Source organism: uncultured Methylobacterium sp. (assembly GCF_964251405.1).
Taxonomy (GTDB): Bacteria; Pseudomonadota; Alphaproteobacteria; order Rhizobiales; family Beijerinckiaceae; genus Methylobacterium.
The window spans coordinates 7,216-23,918 of the sequence record NZ_CAXUJR010000053.1; the positions used below are offsets into that span (position 1 = coordinate 7,216).

14 protein-coding genes are annotated in these 16,703 nt (G+C 67.1%); all 14 read right to left on the reverse strand.

Annotated elements, in window-relative coordinates; translation table 11 throughout:
• Nucleotides 1-3: 3 nt before the first annotated feature.
• Complete coding sequence (locus ACFE7U_RS11115) at nucleotides 4-1,677, reverse strand: ribonuclease J (protein ID WP_375409786.1); 1,674 nt, start codon at nucleotides 1,675-1,677, stop codon at nucleotides 4-6.
• A 12-nt stretch (nucleotides 1,678-1,689) separates the two neighbouring features.
• Nucleotides 1,690-2,466, reverse strand: coding sequence for a biotin--[acetyl-CoA-carboxylase] ligase (locus ACFE7U_RS11120; RefSeq protein WP_375409787.1), 777 nt, complete (start codon nucleotides 2,464-2,466; stop codon nucleotides 1,690-1,692).
• 7 nt (nucleotides 2,467-2,473) lie between these two features.
• Nucleotides 2,474-3,916 carry an NADH-quinone oxidoreductase subunit NuoN gene (gene nuoN, locus ACFE7U_RS11125; protein WP_375409788.1) on the reverse strand — a complete coding sequence of 481 codons (1,443 nt, stop codon included), beginning with the start codon at nucleotides 3,914-3,916 and terminating at the stop codon, nucleotides 2,474-2,476.
• A 13-nt stretch (nucleotides 3,917-3,929) separates the two neighbouring features.
• The gene (locus ACFE7U_RS11130) at nucleotides 3,930-5,450 is read right to left on the reverse strand and encodes an NADH-quinone oxidoreductase subunit M (protein WP_375409789.1); all 1,521 of its coding nucleotides are present in this window, start codon (nucleotides 5,448-5,450) and stop codon (nucleotides 3,930-3,932) included.
• Nucleotides 5,451-5,488: 38 nt separating this feature from the next.
• Nucleotides 5,489-7,585, reverse strand: coding sequence for an NADH-quinone oxidoreductase subunit L (gene nuoL / locus ACFE7U_RS11135; RefSeq protein WP_375409790.1), 2,097 nt, complete (start codon nucleotides 7,583-7,585; stop codon nucleotides 5,489-5,491).
• A gap of 71 nt (nucleotides 7,586-7,656) precedes the next feature.
• Entirely contained in the window at nucleotides 7,657-7,962 is a 306-nt protein-coding gene (gene nuoK / locus ACFE7U_RS11140; protein ID WP_375409791.1) for an NADH-quinone oxidoreductase subunit NuoK, read from the reverse strand.
• A gap of 135 nt (nucleotides 7,963-8,097) precedes the next feature.
• Nucleotides 8,098-8,718 (reverse strand): NADH-quinone oxidoreductase subunit J, encoded by a 621-nt coding sequence (locus ACFE7U_RS11145; RefSeq protein ID WP_375409792.1) that lies wholly within the window; start codon nucleotides 8,716-8,718, stop codon nucleotides 8,098-8,100.
• A gap of 190 nt (nucleotides 8,719-8,908) precedes the next feature.
• Entirely contained in the window at nucleotides 8,909-9,397 is a 489-nt protein-coding gene (gene nuoI / locus ACFE7U_RS11150; RefSeq protein WP_375409793.1) for an NADH-quinone oxidoreductase subunit NuoI, read from the reverse strand.
• A 13-nt stretch (nucleotides 9,398-9,410) separates the two neighbouring features.
• A complete protein-coding gene (gene nuoH, locus ACFE7U_RS11155) occupies nucleotides 9,411-10,439 on the reverse strand; it encodes an NADH-quinone oxidoreductase subunit NuoH (RefSeq protein WP_375409794.1) in 1,029 nt (342 codons plus the stop codon).
• 11 nt (nucleotides 10,440-10,450) lie between these two features.
• Nucleotides 10,451-12,532: an NADH-quinone oxidoreductase subunit NuoG gene (gene nuoG, locus ACFE7U_RS11160; RefSeq protein ID WP_375409795.1), complete on the reverse strand. Its 2,082-nt coding sequence runs from the start codon at nucleotides 12,530-12,532 to the stop codon at nucleotides 10,451-10,453.
• Nucleotides 12,533-12,575: 43 nt separating this feature from the next.
• A complete protein-coding gene (gene nuoF / locus ACFE7U_RS11165) occupies nucleotides 12,576-13,877 on the reverse strand; it encodes an NADH-quinone oxidoreductase subunit NuoF (protein ID WP_375409796.1) in 1,302 nt (433 codons plus the stop codon).
• Between the two features lie 9 nt (nucleotides 13,878-13,886).
• The gene (nuoE, locus tag ACFE7U_RS11170; RefSeq protein WP_375409797.1) at nucleotides 13,887-15,227 is read right to left on the reverse strand and encodes an NADH-quinone oxidoreductase subunit NuoE; all 1,341 of its coding nucleotides are present in this window, start codon (nucleotides 15,225-15,227) and stop codon (nucleotides 13,887-13,889) included.
• A 22-nt stretch (nucleotides 15,228-15,249) separates the two neighbouring features.
• Complete coding sequence (locus ACFE7U_RS11175; RefSeq protein WP_375409798.1) at nucleotides 15,250-16,440, reverse strand: NADH-quinone oxidoreductase subunit D; 1,191 nt, start codon at nucleotides 16,438-16,440, stop codon at nucleotides 15,250-15,252.
• A 14-nt stretch (nucleotides 16,441-16,454) separates the two neighbouring features.
• On the reverse strand, nucleotides 16,455-16,703 hold a 249-nt coding region (locus ACFE7U_RS11180), incomplete at its 5' end, for an NADH-quinone oxidoreductase subunit C (RefSeq protein ID WP_375409799.1).

Sequence of the window (16,703 nt, forward strand, 5' to 3'; positions counted from 1 at the left end):
TCCTCACACCTCCACCACCTGCACGTGGCAGGCCGGCTTCTTGCCCCAGGCCTCGTTGATGGCCGAACGGAGTGCCCGGTCGACGGCGTTCTCCACCGCCTCCGAATCCCGGCGCTTGGCCTTCGAGAGCCCGGCGAGCGTGCGCGCCACCGAATCCACCACGACGTCGAGCATCGGCTGGCCGGACTTGCCACGGTTGGGCAGGCCCATGATGTCCACGGCCGGCTCGCCGAGTACCGCGCCCTGCTCGTCCATGGCGATGGCCACCGAGACGAGGCCAGACTGCGCGAGCTTGCGGCGCTCGGGGATCGCCCGGTCCTTGGAATCCACCAGCACGTTGCCGTCCTTGAACAGGCGGCCGGCCTTGACGTTGTCGATGATTTCCGGCGTGCCGGGAGCCAGGCGCACGACGCTGCCGTTGCGGGCCTTGACGACGTTCTTCACCCCCTGGGCACGAGCGAAGCGCGCATGCTCGTCGAGGTGGAGGGCCTCGCCGTGGACCGGGATCGCGGTGCCGGGACGGGTCCAGGCATACATCTCCGCCATCTCGTCGCGGCGCGGATGGCCCGATACGTGGACGAGGGCGGTGCGGTCGGTGATCACCTCAATGCCTGCATTGATCAGGTCGTTGATGATCGCGCCGACCGGGCGCTCGTTGCCGGGGATCGCGCGGGACGAGAAGATCACGCGGTCGCCCGCCGTCAGCGTGACGTCTGGATGGTCGTCGCGCGAGACGCGGGCCAGGGCCGCGCGGTCCTCGCCCTGCGAGCCGGTGAGCAGCACCACGACCTTGTCGCGGGGCAGGTAGCCGTAGGCGCTGGCAGGGCGAAATTCCGGCAGCCCGTCAAGGAAGCCGCATTCCTTGGCCACCTCGATGACGCGGTCCATCGCGCGGCCCACGGCCACGACCTCGCGGCCGCAGGCCTGTGCAGCGAGCGCCACGGCGCGCATGCGGGCGACGTTCGAGGCGAAGGTCGTCACCGCGACGCGGTGGGGAGCGTCGGCGATGAGGTCGCGCAGGGTGGCGGCGACCTCCGCCTCGCTCGGGGAGCGGCCTTCGCGCACGACGTTGGTCGAATCGCCGATCATGGCGAGCACGCCCTCGTCGCCGAGGGCCGTGAAGGCTTGGGCCGAAGTGACGTCGCCGAGGATCGGCGTCGGGTCGAGTTTCCAGTCGCCAGTATGGAGCAGAAGCCCGTGTGCGGTGCGGATCGCCACCGCGTTCGATTCCGGGATCGAGTGCGAGACCGGGATGTACTCGATCTCGAACGGGCCGACCGTCACCCGGCGCCCGGCCGCGATCTCGCGCAAGGTCACCTTGGGCGCGCCCGGCTCACTGAGGCGGCGAGCCTCGAGCAGGTTCTTGGCGAAGCGCGTGGCGTAGACCGGCACCTTGAGCTTGTGCCAGAGTTCGCCGATCGCGCCGATATGATCCTCGTGCGCGTGGGTGATGAAGATGGCGAGCAGGTCTTCGCGTCGCTCCTCGATGAAGCTCAGGTCCGGGAACATGAGGTCGATGCCCGGCATCCCCTCCTCGCCGGCAAAGCCCATCCCACAATCGACCATGATCCATTTCCGGCCCTTTTCCGGCCCGAAGCCGTAGAGCGCCGCATTCATGCCGATCTCGCCCACGCCGCCGAGCGGCACGAAGACGAGTTCGTCTTGCCTTGTCGTCATCACTGTCAAACCTCAAGCCGCCGTCGCGGCCGTCCCAAAATGCACCTCGCCCGCCGTCACGGTCCGTCGCGTTCCGTCGTCCGATGCGACCACGAGCCGTCCGGCCTCGTCGATCGTCTCGAAAATTCCTTGCACCCGCTCGTCGCCGAGCCGCACCGTCACGGGAGCGTCGATCCCGGCGGCGCGCGCGATCCACCGCGCCCGCACATCCGGGAACCCGTCGCCGCGGCGCCAGAGCCCGAGCGCATCGACGATGGTGTCCGACAAAGCCGCGAACACATCCTCGGCGCTCAAAGCGTACCCGCCCTGCCTGAGGCAGGTCGCGGCATAAGGCAATCCCTCAGGCGATGCCGCGACGTTGACGCCGAACCCGATCACGACGATTCGGCGCCCCGTGCGGAGGGTTTCGGCTTCCAGGAGGATGCCGGCCAGCTTGACGCCGCCGAGGAGGACGTCGTTGGGCCATTTGAGGGTGAAGCCCGCACCGCATCGCTGTTCCAGCGCATCGACCAGGGCGACGCCAGCGACGAAGCCCAGGGTCGCGAGCTTGCCGGGATCGACGTCGTCCACGGCGACCAGCAGGCTGGCGGCGAGACTGCCGGGCGGCGAGGTCCAGGCATTGCCCCGCCTGCCCCGTCCGGCCCCCTGACTCCGCGCCAACACCCAGAGCGGCCCGACCTCGCCGCACCGGGCGCGTTCCAGTGCCTCGGTGTTGGTCGAGCCCAGGCTGTCATGGACGGCGAGCCTGTACCCCGCCGCCTCGGCGGCGGTCCCGAGCCGATAGTCCATTCCGACCTTAAAACAGCGACTTGGCGGCGGCCCCGGCGGCTCCGACCAGCGGCGCCGGCAGGAGCCAGAACAGGATCACTACGACGCTCGACAGGCCGAGCACGATGCGCAGTCCCGGCGCCATGGCCTCGTAGGGAGCCTTCGGCTCGTCGAAATACATCACCTTGACGATGCGGATGTAATAGTAGGCGCCGATCACGCTGGTGACGACGCCGATGACCGCGAGCGCCACGAGGTCGGCCTTGATGGCGGCGGCGAAGACGTAGAACTTGCCGAAGAATCCCGCGAGCGGCGGGATGCCGGCCAGCGAGAACATCATCGCGGCGAGGCAGAACGCCATCACCGGATGGGTCCGCGAGAGCCCCGAGAGGTCGTCCACCGTCTCGAACATCTCGCCGCCCCGGCGCAGGGACAGGAGGACCGCGAAGGCGCCGAGCGTCATGGCGAGATAGATGATCATGTAGATCACGACGCCGCGGATGCCCTCTTCCGAGGCCGCCGCGAGGCCGATCAGCGCGTAGCCGACATTGCCGATGGACGAATAGGCCATCAGTCGCTTGATCGAGGTCTGGCCGATCGCCGCGAAGGAACCGAGCGTCATCGACGCGATGGCGATGAAGATGATGATCTGCTGCCAGATCGCCGTGACGTCCGGGAAGGCGCCGATGAAGACCCGCACCGTCATCGCCACCGCCGCCATCTTGGGCGCCGAAGCGAAGAAGGCCGTCACCGGTGTCGGCGAGCCGTCATAGACGTCGGGCGTCCACATGTGGAACGGCACCGCCGACATCTTGAAGGACACGCCGGCGGCCACGAACACGATCCCGAGCACGATGCCGAAGCCAGCGCCCTCGTGCAGCGCGGAGACGATGCCGGGGAATGAGACTGTGCCGGTAAAGCCGTAGACCAGGGACGCGCCGTAGAGGAGCATGCCGGAGGAGAGAGCGCCGAGCACGAAGTACTTCAGCCCGGCCTCGGTGGATTTGAGGTTGTCGCGGTGGAAGGCGGCGATGACGTAGGCGGCGAGCGACTGCAGTTCAAGGCCGAGATAGAGCGCGATGAGATCGTTGGCCGAGACCATCACCATCATGCCGATGGTGCAGAGCAGGACTAGGATCGGGTACTCGAACCGGTCGATGCGCTCGCGCTGGAAGTAGTCGCGCGACAGCAGGATGGTGGCGGCCGAGCCGATCAGCACCAGGGCCTTCATCACGCGGGAGAACCCGTCGACGATGAAGGAGCCGTTGAGCGTCGTGACCTTGAGGCCGCTCTGCGAGACGACCACGAACAGCGCGAGGATGAGAAGGAGCAGGGCGCCGACATTGACGCCTTCCACCGAGCGCTCGCCCTTGAAGGACCCGTAGAGGATCAGGACCAGCACGCCGACGGCGAGGATCAGTTCGGGCAGGGCCGGCCCGAGGGCCGGCATCACGATCTGGGCGGCGTTCATCGGTACTATGCCTTCAGCGCGCGACCGGCGGCAGGGCCGCCGCGGTCTGCGTGGTCGAGAGCGCGGTCTTCATGCTCTGCATCAACGCCTCCGTGGAGGGGGCGAAGGTGTCGAGAATCGGCGCGGGATGGACGCCGTAATAGATCGTCAGCGCGACCAGCGGCGCGATGATGAGCTTCTCACGGAGATCGAGGTCGAGGATGCCCTGGAGGCTGGGTTTCTCGAGCTTGCCGTAGATCACCCGCGAATAGAGCCAGAGCGCGTAGCCGGCCGAGAGGATGATGCCGAAGACCGAGAAGAACGCCACCGTCGGGTTCGCCTTGAAGGCGCCCAGCATGGCCAGGAACTCGCCGACGAAGCCCGACGTGCCGGGCAACCCGACATTGGCCATGGTGAACACCATCATGGCGGCGGCAAAGAGCGGCATGCGCTTCACGAGACCGCCATAGGCGGCGATCTCGCGGGTATGCATGCGGTCGTAGACGACGCCGACGCAGAGGAAGAGCGCGGCGGCCACGATGCCGTGGGAGATCATCAGGAACAGGGCACCCTGGATGCCCTGCTCGTTGAGGGTGAAGAGGCCGAGGGTCACGAAGCCCATATGGGCGACCGACGAATAGGCGATCAACTTCTTGATGTCGGTCTGCATCAGGGCGATCAGCGACGTGAAGATGATCGCGACGACCGAGAGGGCGAAGACCAGCGGCGCGAAATATTGCGACGCATCCGGGAACATCGGCAGCGACACCCGGATGAAGCCGTAGCCGCCCATCTTGAGGAGGATGCCGGCCAGGATCACCGAGCCGGCGGTGGGGGCCTCGACGTGGGCGTCGGGGAGCCAGGTATGGACCGGCCACATCGGCATCTTCACCGCGAAGGAGGCGAAGAAGGCGAGCCACAGCCAAGTCTGCATGCCCGCAGGGAAGCGGGTCTGCAGCAGGGTCGGGATGTCGGTGGTCCCGGCCTGCCAGTACATCGCCATGATGGCGAGCAGCATCAGGACCGAGCCGAGCAGGGTGTAGAGGAAGAACTTGAACGACGCGTAGATCCGGCGCTTTCCGCCCCAGATGCCGATGATGAGGAACATCGGGATCAGGCCGGCCTCGAAGAACAGGTAGAACAGGACGAGATCGAGCGCCTGGAAGACGCCGATCATCGTCGTCTCGAGGACGAGGAAGGCGACGAAGTACTCCTTCACCCGCGTCTGGACAGAGTTCCAGGACGCCGCGATGCAGAACGGCATCAGGAAGGTGGTGAGCAGGATCAACGGCATCGAAAAGCCGTCGACCCCGAGCTTGAACCGGATCGTCTCGGTGAGCCAGGTGTGGGTCTCGATGAGCTGGAAGCTCGCCGTCGAGGCGTCGTAGCGGCCCCATGCCACGAGCGAGAGCAGGAAGGTCACGATGGTGGTGGCGAGCGCCGCCCAGCGCGTGTTGCGGCGAACGGCCTCCGAATCCTCCCCGAGGGTGAGGATGAAGGCCGCGCCGCACAGGGGCACGATCAGCAGGCCGGAGAGGATTCCGAGGCCGAACATCTAGCGGGGGCTCCGAAGGAAGGGGACTGGGCGGGCCATCACGGCCCCACCTTCGGCAGGCCCGAGACCATGTACCAGGAGATCAGCCCGGCGACGCCGACGAGCATGACGAAGGCGTAGTGATAGACGTAGCCCGTCTGGAAGCGGACGACGCCGCGGGTCACGTCCATCACGCGGGTGGCGATGCCGTCCGGCCCCATCCCGTCGATGACCCTGCCGTCGCCCTCCTTCCAGAGGAACTTGCCGAAATCCTTGGCCGGCCGCACGAAGATGCGGTCGTAGAGCTCGTCGAAGTACCACTTGTTGAGAAGGAAGCGGTACAGGACCGGCTGCTGGTTCGCGAGCTCGCCCGGCAGTTCGGGGCGGCGGATATACATCCAGAACGCCAGCACGAAACCGATCAGCATCATGATCGCGGGCGAGTAGGCCACAATCCCCGGCACCGAATGGATGTCGTGCATGATGTGGTTGTCGGGGCCGTGCGCCAGGGCCGGTCCCCAGAACGCCTCCATCCCCTCGCCGATGAAGCGGTCCTTGAAGATCAGGCCGGCGAACAGCGCGCCGAAGGCCAGGATGGCCAGCGGGATCGTCATCACGAGCGGGCTCTCGTGGGGATGATGCGGGGCATGGTCGTGGTGCTCGACCGCGCTGTGCGAGGCCGGCTCGACGTCGTGGCCGTGATCGTCGTGGGCGACGCCCTCGTGGTGCCCCGGGGCTCCGTCGGCCTGATGCGCGACGGCGGAATGCGCGACCGCCGGAGCGTGATCGTCATGGTGGCCGGTGCCGTGAGAGGCCCAGCGGGACGGCCCTTCGAACGTGAGGAAGAACAGGCGCCAGGAATAGAACGAGGTCATCAGGGCGGCGATCACGGTCGCCATGAAGGCAAGAGTGTGCCCCGGCCGGGTCGAGGCGTAGGCCGCCTCGATGATCGCATCCTTCGAGTAGTAGCCGGCGGTGAAGGGGAAGCCGATCAGCGCGAGCGTCCCGATCGCCATCATGGCGGTGGTGAAGGGGATGTGGCGCCGGAGCGCGCCCATGTTCCGCATGTCCTGCTCGTGGTGCATCGCGTGGATGACCGAGCCGGCGCCGAGGAACAGCAGCGCCTTGAAGAAGGCGTGGGTGAAGAGGTGGAACACGCCCGCCGAATAGGCGCCGACGCCGAGCGCCACGAACATGTAGCCGAGCTGCGAGCACGTCGAGTAGGCGATCACCCGCTTGATGTCGTTCTGGACGAGACCGATCGTGGCGGCGAAGAACGCGGTGATGCCGCCGATCACCGTGACGACGACGAGGGCGTTCGGGGCGAGCTCGAAGAGCGGCGACAGGCGCGCCACCATGAAGACGCCGGCCGTCACCATGGTGGCGGCGTGGATCAGCGCCGAGACCGGGGTCGGACCTTCCATGGCGTCGGGGAGCCAGGTGTGCAGCAGGAACTGCGCCGACTTGCCCATGGCACCCATGAACAGGAGCAGGCAGGCCAGCGTCAGCGCGTGCCAGTCGTGGCCGAGGAAGTGGAAGCTCGCGTCCTTCAATTCGGCGGCGCGGGGAAAGATGCCGTCGAAGGCGACCGAGCCGAACAGCACGAAGACGAGGAAGATGCCGAGCGAGAACCCGAAATCGCCGACCCGGTTGACGATGAAGGCCTTCATGGCGGCGGCGTTCGCGGACGGCTTCTCGTACCAGAAGCCGATCAGCAGGTAGGATGCCAGGCCGACGCCCTCCCAGCCGAAGAACATCTGCACGAGGTTGTCGGCCGTCACCAGCATCAGCATGGCGAAGGTGAACAGCGACAGGTAGGCGAAGAACCGCGGCCGGTGCGGGTCCTCGTGCATGTAGCCGACCGAGTAGAGGTGCACGAGGGTCGAGACCGTGGTGACGACGACCAGCATCACCCGGGTCAGGGTGTCGACCCGGAACGCCCAGTCGACGCTGAGATCGCCCGCCGCGAACCAAGTCGCGACCTGCACGCGCAGGCTCTCGCCGCCGCCGTCGAGGAAGACGCCCCAGGACAGCAGCGCCGAGAAGGCGAGGAAGGCGGTGGTGATCCACTCGCACAGGCGCGGCCCGAGCTGACGGCCGAACAACCCGGCGACGAGGGCGCCGATCAGCGGGAAGAAGACGATCGCGTGGTACATCTATCTCGGTCCGGCCTCGTGGAGCACGCGTGCGCCCCTACCACGTCGTGTTGGATTCGGGTTCAGGGTGGTCAGCCCTTCATCATGTTCACGTCTTCGACCGCGATGGAGCCGCGGTTGCGGAAGAACACCACGAGGATCGCGAGCCCGATCGCCGCTTCCGCGGCCGCCACCGTCAGCACGAACAGGGCGAAGACCTGGCCGGTGATGTCGTTGAGGTGGGTCGAGAACGCGACGAGGTTGATGTTCACCGCCAGCAGGATGAGCTCGATCGACATCAGGATGACGATGACGTTCTTGCGGTTGACGAAGATGCCGAGCACGCCGAGCGTGAACAGGATCGCGGCGACCGTGAGGTAGTGGCTCAATCCGATCATCGTCCTCACTCGACCTTCGCGCGAACTCTCCTCCCCCATGCGGGGAGGAGGCAGGAGGCGGGAGTGGCACCGGAGATGTCTCTCCGCATCCGGCCCCCACCCTCGGTCCCTCCCCGCAAGGGGGAGGGAAGAAGCTCAAACCTCGACGCCCTGGCGCGAGGGCACCTTGATCGTCTCCACCGCCATGCCCTGCGTACGCGCGTTCTGGACGGAGATGTTCTGGCGCTTGACGCCGGGTCGGTCGCGCAGCGTCAGGACGATCGCCCCGATCATCGCCACGAGCAGCACGAGGCCGGCGAGCTGGAAGAAGAAGACGTAGTCCGTGTAGAGCACGCGCCCGAGCGCCTGGGTGTTGGTGACGGCCTCGCCGCGGGCCGCAGTTCCGAGGGGGGCCTGCACCAGTCCGGGATCGATCGACCAGGAGCCGACCACGAGGATCAACTCGATCAGGAAGACCGCGCCGATGAGGCCGCCCACCGGCAGGTATTGCTGGAAGCCCTGCCGCAGCTGCGCGAAGTCGACGTCGAGCATCATGACGACGAACAGGAACAGCACCGCGACGGCGCCGACATAGACCACGACGAGGATCATCGCCAGGAATTCGGCGCCCATCAGGACGAAGAGTCCGGCGGCGTTCACGAAGGCCAGGATCAGGAACAGCACCGAGGCCACGGGATTGCGCGAGGCGATCACCATGAAGCCCGAGGCGATGGCGAGCCCGGCGAACAGGTAGAAGAAGGCGGCGGCTGCAGTCATTCTATCGTGGTCCGCCGGTCATGCCGGCTCCTTCCGATGTGCGGCCCGGGCCGGCAGTGGCCCGTCTATAGATCCCGGTGTTGCGAGGCACAACCGGTCCCCGCTGCGCGGGGCGAAGAGGAGCGTCGCGATTGGCTCCGACGACGGCCCCTGTCCTGGCCTACCTATTCGCTACCCCCTTCGCCCCGCCTCAGCGGTAGGGGGCATCCACCGCGAGGTTGCGGGCGATCTCGCGCTCCCAGCGGTCGCCGTTCAGGAGCAGCTTGTCCTTGTCATAGAGCAGCTCCTCGCGGGTCTCGACGGAGAACTCGAAGTTCGGCCCCTCGACGATGGCGTCCACGGGGCACGCCTCCTGGCACATGCCGCAATAGATGCATTTGACCATGTCGATGTCGTAGCGCGTCGTACGGCGGGTGCCGTCGTTGCGGCGCGGCCCCGCCTCGATGGTGATGGCCTGGGCCGGGCAGATCGCCTCGCACAGCTTGCAGGCGATGCAGCGCTCCTCGCCGTTGGGATAGCGGCGCAGGGCGTGCTCGCCGCGGAAGCGCGGGCCGCGATGCCCCATCTCGAAAGGGTAGTTGATCGTGGCCTTCGGCTTGAAGAAGTATTTCATCGCCAGGGCGAACCCCGACACGAATTCCTTCAGGAGCAGGCTCTTGGCGACCTGATCGAGCTGCATGGCGCGATCTCCGTTAAGTCGGGATGGCCACCGGCGCCATGCCGGTGAGCTTGAGGACGAAGGCGACGATCACGACCGAGGCGAGCGAGAGCGGAAGGAACACCTTCCAGCCGAGCCGCATGAGCTGGTCGTAGCGGTAGCGCGGCACCATGGCCTTCACCATGGCGATCATGAAGAACAGGAAGCTCGCTTTCAGCGCGAACCAGATCAGGCCGGGCACCCAGGTGAAGGGCGCGAACGGGATCGGCGAGAGCCAGCCCCCGAGGAACAGGATGGTGCCGAGCGCGCACATGGTCATGATCGCCACGTACTCGCCGAGCATGAACAGCAGGTAGGGCGTCGAGGAATACTCGACCATGTAACCGGCCACGAGTTCCGACTCGGCTTCCGGCAGGTCGAAGGGCGGGCGGTTGGTCTCGGCCATCGCGGAGATGAAGAACACCACGAACATCGGGAACAGCCAGAACCAGTACCAGCCAAACAGGCCGAGGCTGGTATCCTGGGCCATGACGATGCGCGAGAGGTTCAGCGAGCCGGCGCAGAGCAGGACGCAGATGATCACGAAGCCGAGGGAGACCTCGTAGGAGATCATCTGCGCGGTGGAGCGCAGCGCCCCGAGGAACGCGTATTTCGAGTTCGAGGCCCAGCCGCCCATGATCACGCCGTAGACCATCAGCGACGAGATCGCGAAGATGTAGGTGATGCCCACGTTGAGGTCGGCGAGCGCCCAGCCCTCCGCAAGCGGGATCACCGCCCAGGCGGCGAGCGCCAGGGTCGCGAAGACCAGAGGCGCGAGGAGGAACAGCGCCTTGTTGGCACCGGCCGGAATCACCGGCTCCTTCAGGACGAACTTCAGGAGATCGGCGAAGGACTGGAACAATCCCCACGGACCGACCACGTTCGGCCCGCGCCGCAACTGCACCGCCGCCCAGATCTTGCGGTCGGCGAGCAGCGCGTAGGCGATGAAGACGAGCAGAGCCGAGAGCAGAACGAAGCTCTTGAGCACCATCATGAGCACGGTGCCGAGAAGGTCCCAGTTCATCGTGACGGCCCTTATTCGGCGGCTTCGAGGGCGCGCCCATGGGCGAGGCTCGAACATTCGGCCAGCACGCGGGAGGCGCGGGCGATGGGATTGCTGAGGTAGAAATCGGTGACCGCCGAGGTGAAGGCGGTTCGGCCGACCTCGCCTCCGAGCTCCGCCAGCGTGTCGACGGTCGCGACGACGTCGCTCGGAGCGACCGCGCTGAGCATCGCGAGATGCGGGTGCTCGGCATAGAGCGCACGGCGCAAGGCACCCAGCGAGTCGAACGGCAGGCGGTGGCCGAGCACGTCCGACAAGGCGCGCAACACTGCCCAGTCCTCACGCGCGTCGCCCGGCGGGAAGCCGGCGCGGTTCGTGGTCTGCACCCGGCCCTCGAGGTTGACGTAGGTCGCGCTCTTCTCGGTATAGGCGGCCCCCGGCAGGATCACGTCGGCGCGGGTTGCGCCGCGGTCGCCGTGGGTGCCCTGGTAGATCACGAAGGCGCCCGGCCCGATCTCGACCTCGTCGGCACCGAGATTGAACAGAACGTCGAGGGCGCCCGGCTGCACCATCGCCGCGAGGTCGTGCCCGCCCTCCCCCGGCACGAAGCCGAGATCGAGGGCGCCGACGCGGGCCGCGGCGGTCTGGAGCACGGCAAAGCCGTTCCACTCCGCCGTCACCGCACCGATGTCCTTGGCGAGCGCGGCGGCAGCCGACAGGATTGCCGCACCGTCCGGCCGCGCCAGTGCGCCGGTGCCGACGATCACGAGCGGCTTGGCCGCCCCCTTCAGGACCTCGGAGAAGCTGTGCTTGCCCGCGGCGATCTCCGCCAGCGTCTCGGGGCCGGCTCCGAGATAGGTGTGAGGATAGGTGAGGTCGGCGGCCTCGCCGATCAGCCCCACCGCGAGCGGCCCCATCCGCCAGCGCTTGCGGATGCGGACGTTGAGGAGGGAGGCTTCCAGGCGCGGGTTCGCGCCCACGATGAGGATCGCGTCCGCCTCCTCGATGCCCGGGATGGTCGGGTTGAACGTATAGGCCGCTCGGCCCCAGGCCGGATCGACTTTCTCGCCGACCTGCCGGCAATCGAGGTTGGGTACGCCCAGCGACGTCATCAGCGCTTTGAGCGCGTAGATCTCCTCCACCCCGGCGAGATCGCCGACGATGGCGCCGATGCGCTTCGGGTCGGCGCCCTTCGTCTTCGCGGCGATCACCGAGAACGCCTCGCCCCAGGTGGCCGGGCGCAGGCGCCCGTTCTCGCGCAGGTACGGCCGGTCGAGGCGCTGCAGGCGCAGGCCGTCGGCGGCGTGGCGGGTCTTGTCGGAGATCCACTCCTCGTTGATGTTCTCGTTCACCCGCGGCTCGATCTGCATGACCTCGCGGCCGCGCGCATCGACCCGGATGGCGCAGCCGACCGCGTCCATCACGTCGATGGACTCGGTCTTGGACAGCTCCCACGGCCGGACCTGATAGCTCTGCGGCTTGTGGACGAGTGCGCCCACGGGGCAGAGGTCGGCGACGTTGCCCTGAAGCTCCGAGCCCATCGCGGATTCGAGATAGCTCGTGATCTCCATGTCCTCGCCGCGCCCGATCGCGCCGAGATCCGGCACGCCGGCGACTTCGGCGAGGAAGCGGACACAGCGGGTGCAATGGATGCAGCGGTTCATCGCCGTGCGCACCAACGGCCCGATATACTTCTCCTCGACGGCGCGCTTGTTCTCGCCGTAGCGGGTCGAATCGACCCCGTAGGCCATGGCCTGATCCTGCAGGTCGCAATGGCCGCCCTGGTCGCAGACCGGGCAGTCGAGCGGGTGGTTGATGAGCAGGAACTCCATCACCCCCTCGCGGGCCTTCTTCGTCAGCCCCGAGCGCGTCAGCACCTCCGGCGGCTCACCGTTGGGGCCGGGCCGGCAATCCTTCACCGCATAGGCGCAGGAGGCCACCGGCTTCGGGGCGCCTTTCAGCTCGACGAGGCACATCCGGCAATTGCCGGCGATCGACAGCCGCTCGTGGAAGCAGAAGCGCGGGATCTCGGCGCCCGCGATCTCGCAGGCCTGGAGCAGGGTGTACTCGGCCGGAACATCGACCTCGGTGCCGTCGATGAGAAGCTTGGTCATGCGTGCGTCTCGGTATCGAACTTCGGTTCGGACGACAGACGGATCATTCCGCTGCCATCGGCACGGGATCCATGTGGGGATTGGCGCTGTAGCGGTCGATGCGGCGCTCGATCTCAGGGCGGAAGTGGCGGATCAGCCCCTGGATCGGCCAAGCCGCCGCATCGCCGAGCGCACAGATCGTGTGACCCTCGATCTGCTTCGTGACGTCGAGCAGCATGTCGATCTCGCGGCGCTGGGCACGCCCTTCGGTCATGCGCTTCATCACCCGCCACATCCAGCCGGTGCCCTCGCGGCAGGGCGTGCACTGGCCGCAGCTCTCGTGCTTGTAGAAGTACGAGATCCGGGTGATCGCCGCGACGATGTCGGTGGACTTGTCGAGCACGATCACGGCGGCGGTGCCGAGGCCGGAGCCGAGGTTTCTCAGCGTGTCGAAATCCATCTTGGCGTCGATGATCTGCTCGGCCGGCACCAGCGGCACCGATGAGCCGCCGGGGATCGAGCAGAGCAGGTTGTCCCAGCCGCCGCGCATGCCGCCGCAATGCTTGTCGACGAGCTCGCGGAAGGTGATGCCGAGCTCCTCCTCGACGTTGCAGGGCGTGTTGACGTGGCCGGAGACGCAGAACAGCTTGGTGCCGGTGTTGTTCTTGCCGCCCAAGCCGGCGAACCAAGCGCCGCCCCGGCGCAGGATGGTGCCGGCCACCGCGATCGACTCGACGTTGTTCACGGTCGTGGGGCAGCCGTAGAGGCCCATATTGGCGGGGAACGGCGGCTTCAGCCGCGGCATCCCCTTCTTGCCCTCGAGGCTCTCCAGCAGCGCCGTCTCCTCGCCGCAGATATAGGCACCGGCCCCGTGGTGGACGTAGATGTCGAACGGGTAGCCGTGAACGTTGTCCTGGCCCACGAGCCTCGCCTCGTAGGCCTCGTCGACGGCCTTCTGCAGCGCGTGCTTCTCGGCGACGTACTCGCCGCGGATATAGATGTAGCAGGCATGCGCGGCCATCGAGAACGACGCGAGCATGCAGCCCTCGATCAGGAGATGCGGATCGTGCCGCATGATCTCCCGGTCCTTGCAGGTGCCGGGCTCCGACTCGTCGGCATTGACGACGAGGTAGTGCGGACGCCCATCCGACTTCTTGGGCATGAACGACCACTTGAGCCCCGTCGGGAAGCCGGCGCCGCCACGGCCGCGCAGCCCCGAGGCCTTCATCTCGTCGATGATCCAGTCCCGGCCCATCTCCAGGAGGAACTTGGTGCCGTCCCACGCGCCGCGCTTCCTCGCAGCGTCGAGGCCGGGGGAATGCAGCCCGTAGAGGTTGGTGAAGATGCGATCCTGATCGGAGAGCATGTCAGCGACTCACTGTTCTGATCGACCGGCCAGCGCCGCAGCTTGCGCTACCCAGCCCTCCCGGTCGATGCGCCCCGGGAACGCGAGGTAGGCGCCGACCCAGGCGACCTCGTCCCGGCTCCAGGCGGCGATCTGGTCGTAGTGGAAGATCCCGAGGTCGCGCAGGCGCCCGGCATTGCCGGGGCCGATCCCTCTGATCCGGGTCAGGTCGTCGGGCTGTCCCGAGCGTGGAGCGTCGAGGGCAGACGGCCGGGTACCGACCGCATTCGCCTTCTGCTCGGGGCTCGCGTCCTTCGGCAAGGTCGCGAGGGTGCGCTCGACACGCGCCACTTCGGCTTCGGCCGCGATCTCTCCCTCGCTGGCGCCGGAGGCGGCGGGCTGGGGCGGAGGCTCGTCGCGCGGCAGCGAGGATTGCGTGCCGGCCTCGGCGCCGGCCGCTTCGCCCTGCGCCACGACCTCGCCCGGCGATGTCGCGACGTCCGGCTTTGCGGAGGACTCGCTGCCGTCGGCCGCGTCGGCGCGGTCGCTCGCCTTGATCGGCGTTTGGCCGGCAGCATTGCGCTGGGCAGGCGCGTCCGTCGCGGTCGTTCCCACGGCCCGCCCGGCATCGGGACGCGCGGGCTTCGGATCGCTGGCCGCGCGCTGCTCGGAGGATGCGGCCTCCTCCTTGCCCTTGGCGTCCGTCTCGTCGGCAGCCTGGTCCTCGAAGCGCTTGCGCCAGGCGCCGACGCGCGACCCGTCGAACAGGGTCTCGTCGGTCAGCGTCGCAGCGCCGCCCTTCGGCTCCGACGAGGTGCGCCCGGTCTGCGAACCGACCTTGACGGGGCGCCCGGCGGCGAGATCGTCCATCAGCTTGCCGAGGGATTCGGGCGTCAGGTCCTCGTAGTAGTCCTGGTTGATCTGCACCATCGGCGCGTTGCAGCAGGCGCCGAGGCACTCGACTTCGAGCCAGGAGAAATTGCCGTCTGCACTGACATGGCCCGGCGCGCCGAGACGCGCCTGAAGCATCTCTTTCAGCTCACGCGCCCCACAGGAATCGCACGGCACCGTGCCGCAGAGCTGGATCCAGAACCGGCCCACCGGTTCGAGCGCGAACATCGTGTAGAAGGTCGCGACTTCGAGCACGCGGATATGCGGCATGCCGAGTTCGTCGGCCACCGCCTCGATCGCCTTCTGAGGCAGCCAGCCGCCGTTCTGCTCCTGCGCCTTCCACAGGAGCGGGATCACGGCCGAAGCCTGGCGGCCTTCGGGATATTTTTCGATCTGGCCTTTGGCCCATTCGGCGTTCTCCGACGAGAACGCGAACGACGCGGGCTGCTCGGCAGCGGGAGCGAGTCTGCGATTAGCCATCAGTCCGAAACCTTGTGCCGGTTCAACGGTCCACCTCACCGAACACGATATCCAATGTCCCGAGCACGCAGGACACATCCGCCAGCATGTGCCCCCGGCACATCCAGTCCATCGCCTGGAGATGGGCGAAGCCCGGAGCCCTGATCTTGCAGCGGTACGGCTTGTTGGTGCCGTCCGAGACCAGATAGACGCCGAACTCACCCTTGGGCGCCTCGACCGCCGCGTAGACCTCGCCGGCGGGGACGTGAAAGCCTTCGGTGTAGAGCTTGAAGTGGTGGATCAGCGCTTCCATCGAGCGCTTCATCTCGCGCCGGGGGGGCGGCGCGAACTTGCCGTCCATCGTGGCGATCGGGCCCTGGCCGGCGGGCTCGCGCAGCTTGGCGCAACACTGCCGCATGATCTTCACGGATTCGCGCATCTCTTCCATGCGGATGACTTGGCGATCGTAGGTGTCGCCGTTCTTCCCCACGGGGACGTCGAACTCCATCTCCTCGTAGCACTCGTAGGGCTGCGACTTGCGCAGGTCCCACGGGATGCCGGAGCCGCGCACCATCACGCCCGAAAAACCCCAGGCCATGGCCTCGTCGACGGTGACGATGCCGATGTCGACGTTGCGCTGCTTGAAGATGCGGCTGCCCATGACGAGGCTGTCGAGGTCGTCGACCACCTGCAGGAAGGGATCGCAGAACGCCTCGATATCGTCGATGAGCGCGGGCGGCAGATCCTGGTGGACGCCGCCGGGCCGGAAGTAGTTGGCGTGCAGGCGGGCGCCCGATGCGCGTTCGTAGAAGATCATCAGCTTCTCGCGCTCCTCGAAGCCCCAGAGCGGGGGCGTGAGGGCGCCGACGTCCATCGCCTGCGTGGTGACGTTGAGGAGGTGCGAGAGCAGCCGCCCGATCTCGCAGAACAGGACGCGGATGAGCTGGGCGCGCCGCGGCACCGGTAAACCCAAGAGCTTCTCGATGCCGAGACAGAAGGCGTGCTCCTGGTTCATCGGCGAGACGTAGTCGAGCCGGTCGAAATACGGCGTCGCCTGCAGGTAGGTCTTGTACTCGATCAGCTTCTCGGTGCCGCGGTGCAGGAGGCCGATATGCGGATCCACACGCTCGACGATCTCACCGTCGAGTTCGAGGACCAACCTCAAGACGCCGTGCGCCGCGGGATGCTGCGGCCCGAAGTTGATGGCGAAGTTGCGGATATTGTGCTCGGTCATGTGCCTCGCTCCGCTCAGGCCGTCTTCTTCTCATCGCCCGGCAGCACGTACTCCGTGCCCTCCCAAGGCGAGAGAAAGTCGAAGTTCCGGAATTCCTGCGTCAGCTTCACGGGTTCGTAGACGACCCGGGCCTCGTCCTGGTCGTAGCGGACCTCGACGAAGCCGGTGAGCGGGAAGTCCTTTCGGAGAGGATGCCCCTCGAAGCCGTAATCGGTGAGCAGCCGGCGCAGGTCGGGGTGGCCGGAGAACAGGATGCCGTAGAG

Coding starts and splice junctions, on each gene's coding strand:
- nuoN (WP_375409788.1), bottom strand. CDS start 3,916: ATGAACGCCGCCCAGATCGTGATGCCGGCCCTCGGGCCGGCCCTGCCC.
- nuoI (WP_375409793.1), bottom strand. CDS start 9,397: ATGCAGCTCGATCAGGTCGCCAAGAGCCTGCTCCTGAAGGAATTCGTG.
- ACFE7U_RS11145 (WP_375409792.1), bottom strand. CDS start 8,718: ATGACTGCAGCCGCCGCCTTCTTCTACCTGTTCGCCGGGCTCGCCATC.
- nuoK (WP_375409791.1), bottom strand. CDS start 7,962: ATGATCGGATTGAGCCACTACCTCACGGTCGCCGCGATCCTGTTCACG.
- nuoF (WP_375409796.1), bottom strand. CDS start 13,877: ATGCTCTCCGATCAGGATCGCATCTTCACCAACCTCTACGGGCTGCAT.
- ACFE7U_RS11175 (WP_375409798.1), bottom strand. CDS start 16,440: ATGACCGAGCACAATATCCGCAACTTCGCCATCAACTTCGGGCCGCAG.
- ACFE7U_RS11120 (WP_375409787.1), bottom strand. CDS start 2,466: ATGGACTATCGGCTCGGGACCGCCGCCGAGGCGGCGGGGTACAGGCTC.
- ACFE7U_RS11130 (WP_375409789.1), bottom strand. CDS start 5,450: ATGTTCGGCCTCGGAATCCTCTCCGGCCTGCTGATCGTGCCCCTGTGC.
- nuoL (WP_375409790.1), bottom strand. CDS start 7,585: ATGTACCACGCGATCGTCTTCTTCCCGCTGATCGGCGCCCTCGTCGCC.
- nuoH (WP_375409794.1), bottom strand. CDS start 10,439: ATGAACTGGGACCTTCTCGGCACCGTGCTCATGATGGTGCTCAAGAGC.
- nuoG (WP_375409795.1), bottom strand. CDS start 12,532: ATGACCAAGCTTCTCATCGACGGCACCGAGGTCGATGTTCCGGCCGAG.
- nuoE (WP_375409797.1), bottom strand. CDS start 15,227: ATGGCTAATCGCAGACTCGCTCCCGCTGCCGAGCAGCCCGCGTCGTTC.
- ACFE7U_RS11115 (WP_375409786.1), bottom strand. CDS start 1,677: ATGACGACAAGGCAAGACGAACTCGTCTTCGTGCCGCTCGGCGGCGTG.